At 58.1% G+C, this 17,569-nt stretch carries 19 protein-coding genes; 3 read left to right on the top strand and 16 right to left on the bottom strand.

The genetic code is table 11. From position 1 onward, the window contains the following. Positions 1–235 precede the first annotated feature (235 nt). From KW849_RS10355 to KW849_RS10330, 6 genes are all read right to left on the bottom strand, one after another. A complete protein-coding gene (locus KW849_RS10355; RefSeq protein WP_218429313.1) occupies positions 236–1,039 on the bottom strand; it encodes a hypothetical protein in 804 nt (267 codons plus the stop codon). 3 nt (positions 1,040–1,042) lie between these two features. Further along, positions 1,043–1,627, bottom strand: a complete 585-nt coding sequence (locus tag KW849_RS10350; RefSeq protein WP_218429311.1) for a 2OG-Fe(II) oxygenase — start codon at positions 1,625–1,627, stop codon at positions 1,043–1,045. After that, positions 1,608–2,159, bottom strand: coding sequence for a hypothetical protein (locus tag KW849_RS10345; protein WP_218429310.1), 552 nt, complete (start codon positions 2,157–2,159; stop codon positions 1,608–1,610). The genes KW849_RS10350 and KW849_RS10345 overlap by 20 nt, the downstream gene beginning before the upstream one ends. A 516-nt stretch (positions 2,160–2,675) precedes the next feature. After that, the gene (gene cysN, locus KW849_RS10340; protein WP_218429308.1) at positions 2,676–4,574 is read right to left on the bottom strand and encodes a sulfate adenylyltransferase subunit CysN; all 1,899 of its coding nucleotides are present in this window, start codon (positions 4,572–4,574) and stop codon (positions 2,676–2,678) included. 9 nt (positions 4,575–4,583) lie between these two features. Then, positions 4,584–5,501 (bottom strand): sulfate adenylyltransferase subunit CysD, encoded by a 918-nt coding sequence (gene cysD / locus KW849_RS10335; RefSeq protein WP_108218218.1) that lies wholly within the window; start codon positions 5,499–5,501, stop codon positions 4,584–4,586. 252 nt (positions 5,502–5,753) lie between these two features. After that, positions 5,754–6,512, bottom strand: a complete 759-nt coding sequence (locus KW849_RS10330) for a Nif3-like dinuclear metal center hexameric protein (RefSeq protein ID WP_218429307.1) — start codon at positions 6,510–6,512, stop codon at positions 5,754–5,756. Positions 6,513–6,615: 103 nt separating this feature from the next. Between KW849_RS10330 and algW the strand changes: the two genes are divergently transcribed. Then, the gene (gene algW, locus KW849_RS10325) at positions 6,616–7,776 is read left to right on the top strand and encodes a Do family serine endopeptidase AlgW (protein ID WP_218429305.1); all 1,161 of its coding nucleotides are present in this window, start codon (positions 6,616–6,618) and stop codon (positions 7,774–7,776) included. 58 nt (positions 7,777–7,834) lie between these two features. Here the strand turns inward: algW and hisC are convergent, their stop codons facing one another. From hisC to KW849_RS10275, 10 genes are all read right to left on the bottom strand, one after another. Continuing rightward, positions 7,835–8,887, bottom strand: a complete 1,053-nt coding sequence (gene hisC, locus KW849_RS10320) for a histidinol-phosphate transaminase (protein WP_218429304.1) — start codon at positions 8,885–8,887, stop codon at positions 7,835–7,837. 2 nt (positions 8,888–8,889) lie between these two features. Further along, complete coding sequence (hisD, locus tag KW849_RS10315; protein ID WP_218429302.1) at positions 8,890–10,215, bottom strand: histidinol dehydrogenase; 1,326 nt, start codon at positions 10,213–10,215, stop codon at positions 8,890–8,892. Between the two features lie 126 nt (positions 10,216–10,341). Beyond that, entirely contained in the window at positions 10,342–10,977 is a 636-nt protein-coding gene (gene hisG / locus KW849_RS10310; RefSeq protein WP_007941260.1) for an ATP phosphoribosyltransferase, read from the bottom strand. Positions 10,978–11,103: 126 nt separating this feature from the next. Then, the gene (gene murA, locus KW849_RS10305) at positions 11,104–12,369 is read right to left on the bottom strand and encodes a UDP-N-acetylglucosamine 1-carboxyvinyltransferase (protein ID WP_218429300.1); all 1,266 of its coding nucleotides are present in this window, start codon (positions 12,367–12,369) and stop codon (positions 11,104–11,106) included. Between the two features lie 22 nt (positions 12,370–12,391). Further along, positions 12,392–12,631 (bottom strand): BolA family protein, encoded by a 240-nt coding sequence (locus tag KW849_RS10300; protein ID WP_218429298.1) that lies wholly within the window; start codon positions 12,629–12,631, stop codon positions 12,392–12,394. A gap of 114 nt (positions 12,632–12,745) precedes the next feature. Beyond that, positions 12,746–13,051 carry a lipid asymmetry maintenance protein MlaB gene (locus KW849_RS10295; protein WP_218429295.1) on the bottom strand — a complete coding sequence of 102 codons (306 nt, stop codon included), beginning with the start codon at positions 13,049–13,051 and terminating at the stop codon, positions 12,746–12,748. Next, a complete protein-coding gene (locus KW849_RS10290; protein ID WP_218429293.1) occupies positions 13,048–13,701 on the bottom strand; it encodes a phospholipid-binding protein MlaC in 654 nt (217 codons plus the stop codon). Before KW849_RS10290 ends, KW849_RS10295 begins: the two co-directional genes overlap by 4 nt. A gap of 11 nt (positions 13,702–13,712) precedes the next feature. Further along, complete coding sequence (gene mlaD / locus KW849_RS10285; RefSeq protein WP_056728368.1) at positions 13,713–14,180, bottom strand: outer membrane lipid asymmetry maintenance protein MlaD; 468 nt, start codon at positions 14,178–14,180, stop codon at positions 13,713–13,715. Continuing rightward, on the bottom strand, positions 14,180–14,977 hold the full coding sequence (mlaE, locus tag KW849_RS10280; RefSeq protein WP_108218208.1) for a lipid asymmetry maintenance ABC transporter permease subunit MlaE: 798 nt from the start codon (positions 14,975–14,977) through the stop codon (positions 14,180–14,182). Before mlaE ends, mlaD begins: the two co-directional genes overlap by 1 nt. After that, positions 14,977–15,786 carry an ATP-binding cassette domain-containing protein gene (locus KW849_RS10275; protein WP_108218207.1) on the bottom strand — a complete coding sequence of 270 codons (810 nt, stop codon included), beginning with the start codon at positions 15,784–15,786 and terminating at the stop codon, positions 14,977–14,979. The genes mlaE and KW849_RS10275 overlap by 1 nt, the downstream gene beginning before the upstream one ends. Positions 15,787–16,063: 277 nt before the next feature. Between KW849_RS10275 and KW849_RS10270 the strand changes: the two genes are divergently transcribed. Together KW849_RS10270 and KW849_RS10265 are read left to right on the top strand one after the other, a co-directional pair. Continuing rightward, positions 16,064–17,038, top strand: coding sequence for a KpsF/GutQ family sugar-phosphate isomerase (locus KW849_RS10270; RefSeq protein ID WP_218429291.1), 975 nt, complete (start codon positions 16,064–16,066; stop codon positions 17,036–17,038). After that, positions 17,038–17,562, top strand: a complete 525-nt coding sequence (locus KW849_RS10265; RefSeq protein WP_108218205.1) for an HAD family hydrolase — start codon at positions 17,038–17,040, stop codon at positions 17,560–17,562. The genes KW849_RS10270 and KW849_RS10265 overlap by 1 nt, the downstream gene beginning before the upstream one ends. Positions 17,563–17,569 lie beyond the last annotated feature (7 nt).

Below are 17,569 nucleotides of genomic sequence, written 5' to 3'. Positions count from 1 at the left end.
CCAAGGCTTAGATCGCACCACGCTCACGCAGCAGCCCCAGCACTTGCTTGACGCCGTCTTCCAGCGAAACGGAACTCGGTTCCAAGCGATGCAGCTGACGATTACCCACACACCAGCGCACTCTTAAGTTCAGCTTGACTAGGGCTTGGCGCTTAAGACTGTCGAATATCCAGTTGGTTTTTACTGAAAATCTGAAGACAAAAATGAGGAACAGATAGCTTATATATGGGTTTCGCTACACATAACCATCACTTCCCCCAGTACAGCATCCATACTCATCACCGCTATCATCTGCGCCAGCATTTTTATTGCCAAACTCAAGGGGACCGATGGTGACTGTTGGAACTATCTCAGGAGGATGAGTCGGAAGCACCGGATTTGTGGGCGGGATAAAGCCTCCACCCCCACTATTTTCACTGACTGTAGAAAATGCCGAAGGCACCAACTCCCCGGTCTCAGGCGACCAATTAAATGAAAGCATATAATTGTTATATGACGCCCCCAGGATGTCTCTATGCACAAGTTTCATATCGGGCGTCCAGACATAGTCAACGTAGCTATCTGCAGGGTTATTCCTAAAGAAGTCCGCAGCACTCTTCGCTAGATTTTCAACCATTTTTGATACACCAATAGAATACAGGCCAACTGCTATTGATACAACACTTGCAGTACCAACGACTACGAACGGTGCGGCGGCTAAAACAGCCATGGTGGCGATCGCGCCTGCTACATTACCCACAAGACTAATAACATCACCTTCTTTAAATCCTGCACCATCCCGGATATCCACACCTATTTTTAGAAAGGTAATGGTACCTGCAACTACATTGGCTGGCATACTCACAATCGGCACATATGGACCTGCCAGCTTTGTGACTGACGTCACGCTGGCTATTACGGCCCCCGTTTGCGCAGCTTGGTTCAACAACACCATCCCATTACCGTTAACCAAGAACTGGTCTGATATCGCAGTTGCACCCGAACCTACAGTCACTCCATCGTTTACGACACCTACAAATATCTCGGCTTTCCCAGCCATATACTACTCCTTAATCACAGTTTTAAACGCAAGTGTCATTCTTACCTGATCACACTTCACGGAAGGTGATCGTGCAGCATGTGGAATTCGTCCATCGAAAATCACTATGCGACGAGACTTTGGTAGCACAGCCTTAATGATATTTTCTTTCGTATCATCATAGAAAACGAGTTCCCCTCCCCAAGACGTCGGCCAGTGCTCGTTACAGAAAACGATCACGGTCAATCCTGGGTGCGTCTTGTTATCACGGTGTATAATGGTGTCCTGCCCGAACGTCTGCCCGTTTGCATAAACACCTAACAATGTCATGTTAAAATTATGTAAGGCTGAAAATCGCTCCCAAAAACCGATCAGAAAACGCCATGATTCATTGCTGTTCAATTCTTCTAAACAGGACTGCCGCTCAGGACGACCTTTACCCGCAATAAACACGTGCCAACAGGGCCTAACGAAGGGGAGTTCTTCATAATTCGGCCAGTTGTATCTCCAGACAGCCCCCTTAAGCTGAAGATTTATACCAACCTCTTCGCTTTCCGTGAGGAAATCGTCAACTACATATATCTCATTATCAATCCGCTCGACTTTCATGCGCTTTCCTTTTCGCTACAACTCTATTCCAAACTCCGTTCCGAACAATTATCAGAAACAAATACAAGGACGAAACAGCTCCCAAAATCGCCACAAAATAGTTCCTACTATTGTAGCGCCTTATCCAATCCAATATCTCTTTACGACTGATAATCAATTTGTTATCAAAATCATAAACCCACCAAACAAACCGCTTACTCCGATCCGAGTCTACAGCGACCCACAGCTTTCGTGACTTCCTCAAATCCAAATGCCGAAGATCACTACTACGAGCCACAATAGTGTAGTTATACGCATCATCATCCAGCCCGACCTTCAGAGACAAATATGACTCACTCTTTGACTGCGAAACGTCTCTGTATATGTAAGCGCTCTCCATAACCAGGCTTTCTGGCAAGGGAGGAATCTCCTTTACGTCACCGAGCATATAAGTCGATGCAAAAACCAGAAAAGAAAACACAATTACACAAAAAACAACTTCACCAGCACCTGCAACATACCCAGGAGGGATATATAAATCTTTTACACGCATACAACCTCCCGTGAACGTTGATCAACAACATTACACACCTAAGGCTTGAGTGTTTTCTGAACCGATCAACATTCAACCCTTACACACTCTGTAGCGCGACTTTGTTAAAACGCAACGCCCAGAATAATTAACGCGCATACCAAGGGTACTTCTCTACCTTGGATATCTGCCTATGTGCAATCGACCTAACATAAACCTGAATATGCTTCTACCCTGCATCTGCCAAGGACAATATCCCCCTATGCAAACAAATATAACTTACCCATTTCCGATATCTCTGTAGTCCATTTCCCAAGTGCTAATGGTGCTGGAAATTCACGCGTAATTGCCGACCGCTTACACGGCGCGCATTGGGAATACCCAGCCAGCAAGCGAGCGAGCTGGCTGCAAGGGCCTCTTCGCGGGCAAGTCGGAACAACCACAAAAAGCCCGCAGACACAAAAAGCCCGCAGACAATCACTTGTCTGCGGGCTTTTTCTTACAGCTTGAAGCTAGAAGCTTGCCGTTGCTCCGGCCTTAGATCGCACCACGCTCGCGCAGCAGACCCAGCACTTGCTTGACGCCTTCTTCCAGTGAAACGGACTGGGTGTCGATCACCAGGTCGGCATCCAGCGGCACGTCGTACGGGAAGGATTCGCCCGGGATGTTATCCCCGGCCGCTGCGTACAAACCTTGCGGATCACGCTCGGCGCAGACTGTCGGCGAAGCCTGGACGTAGACCGTCAGCAGACGCTCCTTGCCGATCAGTTCCCGGGCCTGTTCACGACCTTCGGCACTCGGCGCAACGAACGCTGCCAGGGTCAGCAGACCGGCTTCGTTGAACTGACGCGCAACGTGTGCGGCACGACGCCAGTTCTCGGTACGCCCGGCGCGATCCTGTGGCAGACCTTTGTTCAGGTCGTGACGCAGGTTCTGGCCATCGAGCACAAACACTGCACGGCCCATGTCGAACAGCTTGCGTTCAACCGCGTAGGCCAGCGTGCTTTTGCCCGCGCCGGACAAGCCGCTGAACAACACGGTGGCCGGTTGCTGGCCGAAGCGCTGGGCGCGTTCTTCGGTGGCGACGTGCGCGAGTTTGCCGTGATGCGTGCTACTGCCGTGCGCCACTGGTTGAGCGATGATCATGCCGGCGGCGACGGTGCCATTGGTCAAACGATCGATGACGATGAACGAACCGGTGGTGCGGTTGCTCGCGTAACCGTCCAGCGCGATGGCTGCATCGAGGCTGATCTTGACCCGACCGATCTCGTTCAGCTGCAAGGCACTGGCAGGGCCTTCTTCCAGGGTGTTCACGTCAACGCGGTTGACAATGCTGGTGATCGAACCCGGCACGTACGTCGTAGCGCGCTTGATGTCGTATTTCTTGCCCGGCAGCATCGGCTCTTCGGCCATCCACACCAGCATGGCGTCGAAGCCGTCAGCCACTTGCGGCAGGTTGTCGGCATGCACCAGCAAGTCGCCGCGGGAGATATCGATCTCGTCTTCCATGGTCAGCGTCACCGCTTGACCAGGACCTGCATGCTCCAGCTCACCTTCGAAGGTGACGATGGATTTCACGCGACTGCTCTTGCCCGACGGCAGCACCACGACTTCGTCGCCCTTGTGCACGACGCCACTGGCCAGGGTGCCGGCGAAACCACGGAAGTTCAGGTTCGGACGGTTGACGTACTGCACCGGGAAACGCAGGTCGCTGTAGTTGCGGTCGCTGGCGATCTCGACGGTTTCCAGAATTTCCATCAACGACTGGCCGGTGTACCACGGCGAACGTTCGGACTTGTTCACCACGTTGTCGCCCTTGAGCGCCGACATCGGCACGAAGGCCATGGTGGTCGGCTTGAAGGCGATGCCTTCGGCGAACTTCAGGTAATCGGCCTTGATCGACTCGAAGACTTTCTCGTCGAAACCGTTGAGGTCCATCTTGTTGATGGCGACCACGATGTGCTTGATGCCCAGCAACGAAGCAATAAAGCTGTGGCGACGGGTCTGGGTCTGCACGCCATAACGGGCGTCGACCAGAATGATCGCCAGGTCACAGGTGGACGCACCGGTGGCCATGTTGCGGGTGTACTGCTCATGGCCGGGGGTGTCGGCGATGATGAATTTGCGCTTGGCGGTGGAGAAGTAGCGGTAAGCGACATCGATGGTGATGCCCTGTTCCCGCTCGGCCTGCAGGCCGTCGACCAGCAACGCCAGGTCGATATCATCACCGGTGGTGCCGACTTTTTTCGAGTCGCGGGTAATGGCTTCCAGGTGATCTTCGTAGATCATTTTGGAGTCGTGCAGCAGACGCCCGATCAGGGTGCTCTTGCCGTCATCGACGTTGCCACAGGTAAGAAAGCGCAGCATTTCCTTGCGTTCGTGCTGGCCCAGATAGGCGAGGATGTCCTCGCTGATCAAATCAGATGCGTGCGACATGACAACCCCTTAGAAATAACCCTGACGTTTCTTTTCTTCCATCGAGCCTGCGCCATCGTGATCGATGACCCGGCCCTGGCGTTCGGAAGTTCGCGTCAGGAGCATTTCCTGAATGATGTCGGTCAGGCTGGTAGCCTCGGACTCGACCGCACCGGTCAAGGGGTAGTCGCCGAGTGTGCGGAAACGGACCTTCTTCTTGACGATGCGTGCCTTGTCTTCATCGCTCAGGTGATTGAGCAGGCGTTCATCGTCGATCATGATCCAAGTACCATTCATCTCGATAACGTCGCGCTCGGCGGCGAAATACAGCGGCACGATCGGGATCCCTTCCAGGTAGATGTACTGCCAGATGTCCAGTTCGGTCCAGTTCGACAACGGGAAAACGCGGATCGATTCGCCCTTGTTGACCTTGCCGTTGTAGACGTTCCACAGCTCGGGACGCTGGTTTTTCGGGTCCCAGCGGTGCTTGGTATCGCGGAAGGAATACACGCGCTCTTTGGCACGGGACTTCTCTTCGTCACGACGGGCACCACCGAAAGCAGCATCGAAACCGTACTTGTCGAGGGCCTGCTTGAGGCCTTCGGTTTTCATGATATCGGTGTGCTTGGCACTGCCGTGGGTGAGCGGGTTGATGCCTTGCGCGACGCCATCGGGGTTGACGTGCACCAGCAGGTCAAGGCCGAGTTCTTCGACCATACGGTCGCGGAACGCGTACATTTCCTTGAACTTCCACTGGGTGTCGACGTGCATCACCGGGAACGGCAGTTTGCCCGGGAAGAATGCCTTGCGCGCAAGGTGCAGCATCACGGCGGAATCTTTACCGACGGAGTACAGCATCACCGGGTTATCGAACTCGGCGGCCACCTCGCGGATGATGTGGATGCTTTCCGCCTCCAGCTGTTTCAGATGCGTCAGTTTATCGACCATGGCTACTCACGAAAGCTTTCTTATGAACGGCCAGCGGGCCGTGTTCGAGCGAGGATCCTAGCACAGCGACCTCTTCTAATCAGGACGCCAACTAGATCGAAAGAGCATATGAATATGCCTGCCCGTTTGGGCAATCGACCCCTGTAGGAGCTGGCTTGCCAGCGAAGAGGCCCTCAAGACTTGCGCTGCTGATGAGGACGCCTTCGCCGGCAAGCCGGCTCCTACAAGGTAGCGACGCGCCTGCGATAACGGTCAGATCGGATTCGGGCAATCGATGAAGATGTGTTCCAGCGCAAAGCGCCGCGCCAGGTAATCCCCCAGCGCCTGGACGCCGTAGCGCTCGGTGGCATGGTGACCGGCGGCGATGAAGCTGATGTCGTTTTCCCGGGCGCTGTGGAAGGTTTGCTCGGAAGCCTCGCCGCTGAGGTACAGATCGACGCCTGCCAGAATGGCCTGGTCGATGTAACCCTGGCCACCACCGGTGCACCAGCCGACACGGCGGATCATCGCGCTGCCTTCGATCAACAGCGGCTCACGGCCCATGACTTCCTGGACGCGGCGGGCGAAATCCCGGGGCGTCATCGGCTCATTCAGCGAGCCGACCAGGCCGACAATCTTCAGGTTGTCCGGGTCCAGCGGGCCTTCGACGGTGATGTCGAGCTGCCGTGCGAGCTGCACGTTATTGCCAACGTCCGGGTGCAGATCCAGCGGCAGGTGATAGGACAACAGGCTGATATCGTGCTTGAGCAGAGTCTTCAAGCGGCGCTGTTTCATGCCGGTGATGCACGGGTTCTCGCCCTTCCAGAAGTAGCCATGGTGCACCAGCACCAGGTCGGCATTGGCCTCCACTGCAGCATCGAGCAAGGCCTGGCTGGCAGTGACGCCACTGACAATGCGCATCACTTGCGGACGGCCTTCGACCTGCAGGCCATTGGGGCAGTAATCGGCGATTTTGGCGCTGTTGAGGTAACGGTCGGCTTCTTCGACCAGGGTGCTCAGGGCGACGGCCATGAAAGACTCCTAAATATCCCGTTCAGAGGCGCGTGCGGCCTCGTATAATGCGCGTCATTATGAGCGGTCTCATACCGCCTGCAACTCTCTCAGGAAGTGCTTAATGCTCAAGGCGCTGCGTTTTTCCGGCTGGCCGCTGTTGGCCGGCGTGCTTGTCGCTCTTTTGATAATCCAGCGTTACCCGCAGTGGGTCGGGCTTCCGAGCCTCGACGTCAATCTGCAACAAGCGCCGCAAACCACCAGTATGCAGCAGGGCCCGGTGTCTTATGCCGAAGCGGTATCCACCGCGGCGCCGTCGGTGGTGAACCTGTACACCACCAAAGTCATCAACAAACCCAATCATCCGTTGTTCGAAGATCCGCAGTTCCGTCGTTTCTTCGGTGATAACTCGCCCAAGCAGAAACGCATGGAATCGAGCCTCGGCTCCGGTGTGATCATGAGCCCGGAAGGCTACATTCTGACCAACAACCACGTGACCAGCGGCGCCGACCAGATCGTGGTGGCGCTCAAGGACGGCCGGGAAACCCTGGCGCGGGTGATCGGCAGCGACCCGGAGACTGACCTCGCGGTGCTGAAAATCGACCTGAAAAACCTGCCGTCGATCACCGTGGGGCGTTCTGACAACATCCGCATCGGCGACGTCGCGCTGGCCATCGGCAACCCGTTCGGCGTCGGCCAGACCGTGACCATGGGCATCATCAGCGCCACCGGTCGCAACCAACTGGGCCTGAACAACTACGAAGACTTCATCCAGACCGATGCGGCGATCAACCCCGGCAACTCCGGCGGTGCGCTGGTGGATGCCGTCGGTAACCTGACCGGTATCAACACGGCGATCTTCTCCAAGTCCGGCGGCTCCCAGGGCATTGGTTTCGCGATCCCGGTGAAGCTGGCGATGGAAGTGATGAAGTCGATTATCGAGCACGGCCAGGTGATTCGTGGCTGGCTGGGTATCGAAGTGCAGCCGCTGACCCAGGAACTGGCCGAATCGTTCGGCTTGTCCGGGCGTCCGGGCATTGTCGTGGCGGGAATTTTCCGCGACGGTCCGGCACAGAAGGCCGGCCTGCAACTGGGTGATGTGATTCTTGCCATCGATGGCGAACCGGCCGGTGATGGCCGTCGCTCGATGAATCAGGTGGCGCGGATCAAGCCGACCGACAAGGTCGCGATCGAGGTGATGCGCAACGGCAAGGAACTCAAGCTGATGGCGGAAGTCGGCCTGCGGCCGCCGCCGGCTCCGGTCAAGGATAAAGAAGAAGAGTAAGCAGCTGAGACAAGCCCCTGTAGGAGCGAGCTTGCTCCTACAGGGGGTCAGTGGTGGTTTAGAGGTCGCCTAGTCCATCGATCAACGCCTGATTCTGCTCTGGCGTGCCGATGGAGATCCGCAGGAACTGGGCAATCCGCTCCTGCTTGAAGTGCCGGACGATCACGCCCTGCTCACGCAACTTCGCCGCAAGCCCCGCCGCATCGTGTCGGGGGTGACGGGCGAAAATGAAGTTCGCCGCCGATGGCAGCACTTCAAAACCCTTCTCCTCCAGCTGCGCAACGACCTTCTCGCGATTCTCGATCACCAACCGGCAGGTCTTGTCGAAATACTCGCGATCCTCGAACGCCGCGGCAGCGCCGACATTTGCCATGCGGTCCAGCGGATAGGAGTTGAAGCTGTTCTTGATCCGCTCCAGCGCCTCGATCAGGTCCGGATGACCGACCGCCAGACCCACCCGCAGGCCGGCCAGGGAACGGGACTTGGACAGGGTCTGGGTCACCAGCAGGTTCGGATAACGGTCCACCAGGGTGATTGCCGTCTCGCCGCCGAAATCGATGTAAGCCTCGTCCACCACGACCACCGAATCCGGGCTGGCCTTGAGAATCTGCTCCACCGCCTCCAGCGCCAACAGGCAGCCGGTCGGCGCGTTCGGGTTGGGGAAGATAATCCCGCCGTTCGGCCTGGCGTAGTCCGCCGGGTTGATCCGGAACTGCTCGTCCAGCGGCACCGCGTCAAACGTGATGCCGTACAACCCGCAGTAGACCGGGTAGAAGCTGTAGCTGATGTCAGGGAACAGCAGCGGCTGATCGTGCTGCAGCAAACCGTGGAAGATGTGCGCCAGCACTTCATCGGAACCGTTGCCGAGGAACACCTGATTGCCTTGCACGCCGTAGTACCTGGCGACGGCCTGCTTGAGCAGATCGCTGTTCGGATCCGGGTACAGACGCAGGTTGTCATTGAGTTCGGTTTGCATCGCCGCAAGGGCTTTTGGCGATGGGCCGTACGGGTTTTCGTTGGTGTTGAGCTTCACCAGTTTTGCCAGCTTCGGCTGCTCACCCGGGACGTAAGGCACCAGATTCTTGACGAATGGGCTCCAGAATTTACTCATGTTCAGTTCCCCTGCTTGTCGTCAACGATGCGATATTCGGCACTGCGAGCGTGGGCAGTCAGCGACTCGCCACGGGCCAGCACGGAAGCGGTTTTGCCCAACTCGGACGCACCCTGCTCGGAGCAGAAGATGATCGATGAACGTTTCTGGAAGTCGTACACACCCAGCGGCGAGGAGAAACGCGCGGTGCCGGAGGTCGGCAACACGTGGTTCGGGCCTGCGCAGTAATCACCCAGGGCCTCGCAGGTGTGACGGCCCATGAAGATTGCACCGGCGTGGCGGATTTGCGGCAGCCAGGCTTGTGGATCGGCAACGGATAATTCGAGGTGCTCCGGCGCGATGCGGTTGGCCACTTCGATGGCCTGTTCCATGTCGCGCACCTTGATCAGTGCTCCACGGCCATTGATCGAGGTTTCAATGATCGCGGCACGCTCCATGGTCGGCATCAGCCTGGCGATGCTGGCGGCGACCTTGTCGAGGAACTCGGCGTCGGGGCTGACCAGAATGGCCTGGGCGTCTTCGTCGTGCTCGGCCTGGGAGAAAAGATCCATGGCGATCCAGTCCGGATCGGTCTGGCCGTCGCACACCACAAGGATTTCCGAAGGGCCGGCGATCATGTCGATTCCGACCTGGCCAAACACGTGGCGCTTGGCGGTGGCGACATAGATGTTGCCCGGACCGACCACCTTGTCGACCTTCGGCACGCTTTCGGTGCCGTAAGCCAATGCGGCAACGGCCTGAGCGCCACCAATGGTGAACACACGGTCGACACCGGCGATGCAGGCGGCGGCCAGTACCAGTTCGTTGATTTCACCGCGCGGGGTCGGCACGACCATGACCACTTCGGTGACGCCAGCGACCTTGGCTGGAATCGCGTTCATCAGCACCGACGACGGGTACGACGCCTTACCGCCCGGCACGTACAGACCGGCGCGGTCCAGCGGCGTGACTTTCTGGCCCAGCACGGTACCGTCGGCCTCGGTGTAGCTCCAAGAGTCCTGCTTTTGTTTTTCGTGGTAACTGCGCACACGAGCTGCGGCGACTTCCAGGGCTTCGCGCTGGGCCACGGAGATGCGGGTGAGCGCCAGTTCCAGACGCTCACGCGGCAGGATCAGGTCGGCCATGGACTTCACGTCCAGGCCGTCGAACTGCCGGGTAAAGTCCACCAGTGCCGCATCGCCACGCTCACGCACGGCCTTGATGATGTCCAGCACCCGCTGATTGACCGAGTCGTCAGACACACTTTCCCAGCTCAGCAGATGATCCAGATGATGCGCAAAATCCGGGTCAGCAGCGTTGAGTCGGCGAATTGCAGTCGGTGCGGTCATAGCGAGAGCCTCATAGGAATGGCAAAAACTCAGGCGCCCTAACTTAGCAGTCGTTTCCGCTTGGGCACCTGAGAATTCTGGCTATGAGGCGGATAGACGGGCGCGACTTAACGTCGCGCAGGTGAATCAGCCGCGGTGTCGAGACTCCACTGCCTTGCGCAGGGTGTCGATCAACGCCTGGATACGGGCGTGCTGCATCTTCATCGAAGCTTTGTTGACGATCAGCCGGGAGCTGATGGCAGCAATGAAATCCTGTGGCTCCAGGCCGTTGGCCCGCAGCGTGTTACCGGTGTCGACCACGTCGATGATCTTGTCCGCCAGACCGATCAGCGGCGCCAGCTCCATCGAACCATAGAGCTTGATGATGTCGACCTGACGGCCCTGTTCGGCGTAGTAGCGCTTGGCAACGTTGACGAACTTGGTGGCGATGCGCAGGCGGCCCTTGGGCTCGACCGCGCCGACCTTGCCGGCAGTCATCAGCTTGCACTGGGCAATTTGCAGGTCCAGCGGCTCGTACAGGCCCTGGCCGCCGTATTCCATCAGCACATCTTTGCCGGCGACGCCGAGGTCAGCAGCACCATGTTCGACATAGGTCGGCACATCGGTGGCACGCACGATCAGCAGGCGTACATCTGCCTGGGTCGTGGGAATGATCAGCTTGCGGCTCTTGTCCGGATTCTCGGTCGGCACAATGCCCGCTTCAGCCAGAAGCGGCAAGGTGTCGTCAAGGATGCGGCCCTTGGACAGTGCGATGGTCAACATGGGAAACGTCAGTCCTTATCAAGGTACTCATGCCCGGTCGCAAATGGCGCCGGACACACATCGAGCCGGAAACCGACTCGACTTCAACAATTCAACGGGCATGTCCTTATGCCCATGCAGCAGGTACTAGCCCGGAACGCGACGGATCTTCGCACCCAGCATCTGCAGTTTTTCTTCGATGCACTCGTAGCCACGGTCTATGTGGTAGATGCGGTCGATGAGGGTGTCGCCTTCGGCGATCAGTGCCGAAATGACCAGGCTGGCCGAAGCACGCAGGTCGGTCGCCATCACTGGCGCACCCTTGAGTTTTTCGGTGCCGGTGACGATGGCCGTGTTGCCCTCGACCTGGATCTTGGCGCCCATGCGGTGCAGCTCATAGACGTGCATGAAGCGGTTTTCGAAGATCGTCTCGATCACGGCGCCCGTGCCTTCGGCAATGGCGTTAAGGGAGATGAACTGCGCCTGCATGTCGGTCGGGAACGCCGGGTACGGAGCGGTCCGCACGTTGACGGCTTTCGGCCGCTTGCCATGCATGTTCAGCTCGATCCAGTCTTCGCCGGTGTTGATTTCGGCACCGGACTCCCGGAGTTTTTCCAGAACGGCTTCGAGGATGGTCGGATCGGTGTCCTTGACCTTCACACGGCCGCCGGTCACCGCCGCCGCCACCAGATAGGTGCCGGTTTCGATACGGTCGGGCATCACTTTATAAGTGGTGGTGTGCAGACGCTCGACGCCATCGATGGTGATGGTGTCGGTACCGGCGCCGGAAACCTTGGCGCCCATGGCGTTCAGGAAGTTCGCCAGGTCGACCACTTCAGGCTCGCGAGCGGCGTTAGCCAGGACGCTGCGGCCTTTGGCCAGCGCTGCGGCCATCATGATGTTTTCGGTACCGGTCACACTGACGGTATCGAAGAAGAAGTGTGCACCGCGCAGGCCGCCTTCAGGTGCCTTGGCCTTGATGTAGCCGCCTTCGACGTCGATGACTGCGCCCATGGCTTCCAGGCCACGGATGTGCAGGTCAACCGGACGCGAACCGATGGCGCAACCGCCAGGCAAGGCAACTTCGGCTTCACCGAAACGGGCAACCATCGGGCCCAGCACCAGGATCGACGCACGCATGGTTTTAACCAGTTCGTACGGTGCGACCAGGGTCTTGATGGTGCGCGGGTCGATTTCGACGGAGAGTTTTTCGTCGATCACAGGCTCGATGCCCATGCGGCCGAACAGCTCGATCATGGTGGTGATGTCGTGCAGGTGCGGCAGGTTGGCCACGGTCACCGGGCCATCGCACAGCAAGGTGGCCGCCAGGATCGGCAGGGCAGAGTTCTTTGCCCCGGAGATGCGGATTTCGCCATCAAGACGAACGCCACCGGTAATAATCAATTTATCCATAAGAATCTCGACGCCCTTGGGCTCAGGTGCGCTCGGCCCAGGCCGTGCTGCTGAAAAATTTCATAGTGACCGCATGGATGCTGCCATCGACGATCCACGGGTTCAAATGGGCATAGACCTGCTGCTGACGCTTGACCGGGCTCAATGCCGCCAGTTCATCGCTAATCACGTTCAGCTGGAAATTGCAGCCTTCGCCCTCGACTTCTACTTTCGTTCCGGGCAGCTTTCCTTCAAGAAAGCTCTTAACTTCGGTGGCCTGCATGCTCAACCTCATTCGGCGCCCTGTGCGCGCGGGTCGGACATCATACAAAAAAGCCCCGCGCCTGCGAACCCCGCCAAGCAGGACTCGGACGGGGGGCTTCTTTATAGATGCGTGTCAGGGGTGCGCCAACAGCTCGGTCATCTCGCTGACCTGAGCGATTTCACGCATGTCTTCCGGCATCCCACGGATGCTCAGGGCCTTGCCGGCCACCTGCGCATCGCGGATGAAGCACAGCAGCAACGACAAACCGACACTGCTGGACTTGGTCACCGCCGAGCAATCGACCACCAGCGCCCCGGCCGTGCTGGCCTTGATCAGCGCCTTGCCCCGCTCACGCAGGCCAGGACCGGTGCGGTAATCCAGCACGCCACTGAGTCGCAGCTCGCCCGCTTCGTCCATCTGGACTGCCGACTCACTCATTGGGTTGACTGCCCTGGTTTCTTGTCGGTGGCTTCCTTGGCCTTGGCGACTTCCCCGGCCCAACCATTGATGGTCTTGTCCAGGTCATTGCCATTGCGCTGCATCGCATCGGCGAACTGATCGCGGAACAGCTTGCCGATGTTGATGCCGTTGATGATGACATTACGCAGCTTCCACTCGCCGTTGATCTTCTCCAGCGTGTAGGACACCGGATAGATCGCGCCGCTGCTGCCCTTGACGGTCATGCCAACGCTGGTACGGTCGCCCGACTCGTCCTTGGCCGGATCAACGGTGATGCCCTGGTTGTTGTACTCCAGCAAGGCATTGCCATAGAACTGGAACAGACCCTTCTTGAAGTTTTCTTCGAAGGTCTTCATCTGCGCCGGGGATGCTTTCTTCGAGTATTTGACCGTCATGATGCTCTTGGAAATACCCTCGGCATCCACGACCGGCCCGACGATGGTATTCAGCGCCGCATAAAAGTCTTGCGGATCCTGCTTGTACTTTTCTTTGTTGGCCGCCAGATCGGCCAGCATCCGATTAGTGGTGTCCTGTACCAGATCGTGCGCGGAAGGCGCCGCCACGGCGTGGGACACCAACGGAAACACCGCGAGTATTACCAACAGGCCACGTCGCAAGGTAGAGATCATTTAACAGTTCCTCATTTAGCTTCTTTGCTAACGGTATTGAGCAGGAATTTACCGATCAGGTCTTCGAGCACCAGCGATGACTGCGTGTCATGGATGGTTCCACCATCCTTGAGCAGGGTGTCTTCCCCGCCCACGCTGATACCGATGTACTTTTCGCCCAACAGGCCAGCGGTCAGGATAGATGCAGTAGAGTCCGCCGGAAGATTATCGATGCGTTTTTCCAGCTGCATGGTCACCCGACCGGTAAAGCTGTCGCGATCCAGATCGATGGCCGTGACCTTACCGATAGTCACACCGGCCATGGTCACTTTAGCTCTGACCGTCAAACCGGCGATATTGTCGAAGTAGGCGTAAAGTTTATACGTATCGGTGCTCGGGCTCGGGGACAGGCCACTGACCCGCAACGCCAACAAGAGCAAAGCCAGGATGCCGGCCAGCAAGAAAAGGCCGACACCGATTTCCAGGGTGCGGTTTTGCATCAGAAATCTCCAAACATCAAGGCGGTCAGAATAAAGTCCAGGCCGAGTACTGCCAACGAGGCATATACAACGGTCTTGGTAGTGGCACGACTGATCCCCTCGGAAGTGGGCTCACAGTCATAGCCTTGGAATACGGCGATCCAGGTCACGACAAAGGCAAAGACGATACTTTTGATGACCCCGTTGAGCACATCCTCGGTGAACGTCACGCTGTTCTGCATGTTCGACCAGTAGGAACCTTCATAGACTCCCAGCCAGTCGACAGCTACCCACGAGCCGCCCCAGATACCCACCACGCTGAAAATCATCGCCAGCACCGGCAAGGAAATGAAACCGGCCCACAAGCGTGGCGCGATGATGTACTTGAGCGGGTCAACCCCGATCATTTCCAGGCTGGACAACTGCTCGGTGGACTTCATGTTGCCGATTTCGGCGGTCAACGCGGAACCTGCGCGCCCGGCGAACAGCAGGGCAGTTACCACCGGCCCCAGTTCACGCAGCAGCGTCAGCGCCACCATCTGCCCGACTGCCTGCTCCGAACCATAGCTGGAAAGTATGTTGAAGCCCTGCAGCGCCAGCACCATGCCGATGAACACCCCGGAGACCACGATGATCACCAGGGACATCACGCCCACCGAATGCAGCTGCTTGACCAGCAGCCCAAAGGCACCACCGATACCGCCCCGGCCGAGCAAGGCATGGAACAGGAACAGGCTCGAACGCCCGAACACCGCCAGCGCATCGATGCCGGCCTGGCCGAAGCGGCGAACGCGTTCTATCAATGAAATTCTGCGCATCAGCGCTTCCCCAGAAGATCTGCGCGGTAATCCGTCGCTGGAAAGTGGTACGGGACCGGGCCGTCGGGTTCGCCGGTCATGAACTGACGAATGCGCGGTTCATCCGAGTTCATCAACTCGTCCGGCGTCCCCTGCCCCAACACCTGGCCATCGCCCACCACATAAATGTAATCGGCAATGCTCGCGGTCTCGGCCAGGTCATGGGACACCACGATACTGGTGATGCCCAGCGCATCGTTGAGCAAACGAATCAGGCGCACCAGAACGCCCATTGCGATGGGGTCCTGGCCGACAAAGGGCTCGTCGTACATGAGGATCTGCGGGTCGAGCGCAATCGCCCGGGCCAGCGCAACACGGCGTTTCATGCCGCCGGAAAGCTCGTCGGGCATCAGGTCGATGGCACCGCGCAAGCCCACAGCCTGCAGCTTGAGCAGGACGATGTCGCGGATCATTTCATCCGGCAGTTGCGTATGGACCCGCAACGGAAAGGCGACGTTCTCGAAGACATCGAGGTCAGTGAACAGTGCGCCGCTCTGAAACAGTACGCCCATATGCTTGCGCGCATCGAACAGGTCGCTGCGCGACAGTTTTGGCAGATTCTGACCGTTGACCCAGACTTCGCCCCTGGTAGGCCGCAACTGGGCGCCCATCAGACGCAAAAGCGTGGTCTTGCCACACCCGGAAGGCCCCATGATGCCGGTGACCTTGCCGCGCGGGATACGGATATCGACATTATTGAAAATGCTGCGCGCACCGCGCTTGAAGGACAGTCCCTTCAGCTCGACCGCGTAGGCGTTATCGGCACTCATCTAAACTCCTTGCGATGCAGCCTCTCTCTCGGACGCCTGGCTTCCTGACGAAAGCACAAACCTCCCGGGCAGGCCGAACTGGCGGCGAACTATATCACTGCAAAGGCTGCGCGCCCAAGGCCAAAGCCGGGGCTTGTTCAACTGTATGACCGGTTGAAAGCCCCCTTTTAGAAGGTTTCCCGTAACAGGTAATGACAATGCGCAACGAACTTGCGTGAGGGATTCGATCATTACCGTTATAATCGCCGACTTTTCATCAGGCTATACGATTTCTGACATGAGCCAATCCAGCGACCTGATTCGATCAGCACAACGCACCATCCGCCTCGAGATAGAAGCCGTGCAAGGCCTGCTGCCCCATATCGATGCTGATTTCGTACGCGCTTGCGAGATGATTCTGGCCAGCAAAGGCCGCGTGGTCGTAGTCGGCATGGGCAAGTCGGGGCACATCGGCAACAAGATTGCCGCGACCCTGGCCAGCACCGGCACCACGGCATTTTTTGTGCATCCGGCTGAAGCCAGCCACGGCGACATGGGCATGATTACCCGCGACGACATCATTCTGGCGCTCTCGAACTCCGGCTCCACCAATGAAATCGTGACCCTGCTGCCGCTGATCAAGCGCCTGGGCATTCAATTGATCAGCGTGACCGGCAATCCTGATTCCGCGCTGGCCAAGGCCGCCGAGGTCAACCTGAATGTTCACGTCGAGCACGAAGCCTGCCCGCTGAACCTGGCACCGACCTCGTCGACCACCGCCGCCCTGGTCATGGGCGACGCCCTGGCAGTCGCGTTGCTGGAAGCCCGTGGCTTTACCGCCGAGGACTTCGCCTTTTCCCATCCAGGCGGCGCCCTCGGCCGACGCCTGCTGCTGAAAGTGGAAAATGTCATGCACGCAGGCCAGGAACTGCCGCAGGTCCAGCGCGGCACCCTGCTCAAGGATGCCCTGATGGAAATGACCCGCAAGGGCCTGGGCATGACCGTCATTCTGGAAGCCGACGGCAAACTGGCCGGAGTCTTCACCGACGGCGATTTGCGCCGCACGCTGGACCACAGTGTCGACATCCACAACGCCATCATCGACCAGGTCATGACGGCCCATGGCAAGACCGCGCGCGCCGAGATGCTCGCCGCCGAAGCGCTGAAAATCATGGAAGACCATAAAATCAACGCATTGGTCGTGGTCGACAGCGAAGACCGCCCGGTCGGCGCCCTGAACATGCACGACTTGCTGCGTGCAGGAGTAATGTAATGAGTGCGGACCTGTTGCAACGCGGCAAACAGATCAAACTGGCGGTGTTCGATGTCGATGGCGTGTTGACCGATGGCCGCCTGTACTTCCTCGAAGACGGCAGCGAATTCAAGACGTTCAACACACTCGACGGTCAGGGCATCAAGATGTTGATGGCCGCCGGCGTGCAGACCGCCATCATCAGCGGCCGCAAGACCCCGGTGGTGGAACGGCGAGCCAGGAACCTCGGCATCCCGCATCTGTATCAGGGGCGCGAGGACAAACTGGTGGTACTCGACGAACTGCTGGCCCAACTCAACCTGAGCTATGAACAGGTGGCTTACCTCGGCGACGACCTGCCGGACCTGCCGGTGATTCGCCGCGTCGGCCTGGGTATGGCGGTGGCCAATGCCGCCAGTTTCGTGCGTGAACACGCTCACGGCATCACCCTCGCCCGTGGTGGTGAAGGCGCCGCTCGCGAGTTCTGCGAACTGATCCTGCGTGCCCAGGGCCGCCTCGATGCGGCCAATGCTGCGTACCTGTGAGCCCATT

It is taken from the genome of Pseudomonas sp. PDM26 (genome assembly GCF_019219185.1).
GTDB lineage: Bacteria > Pseudomonadota > Gammaproteobacteria > Pseudomonadales > Pseudomonadaceae > Aquipseudomonas.
This window is presented reverse-complemented; position numbering and strand designations above follow the sequence as displayed.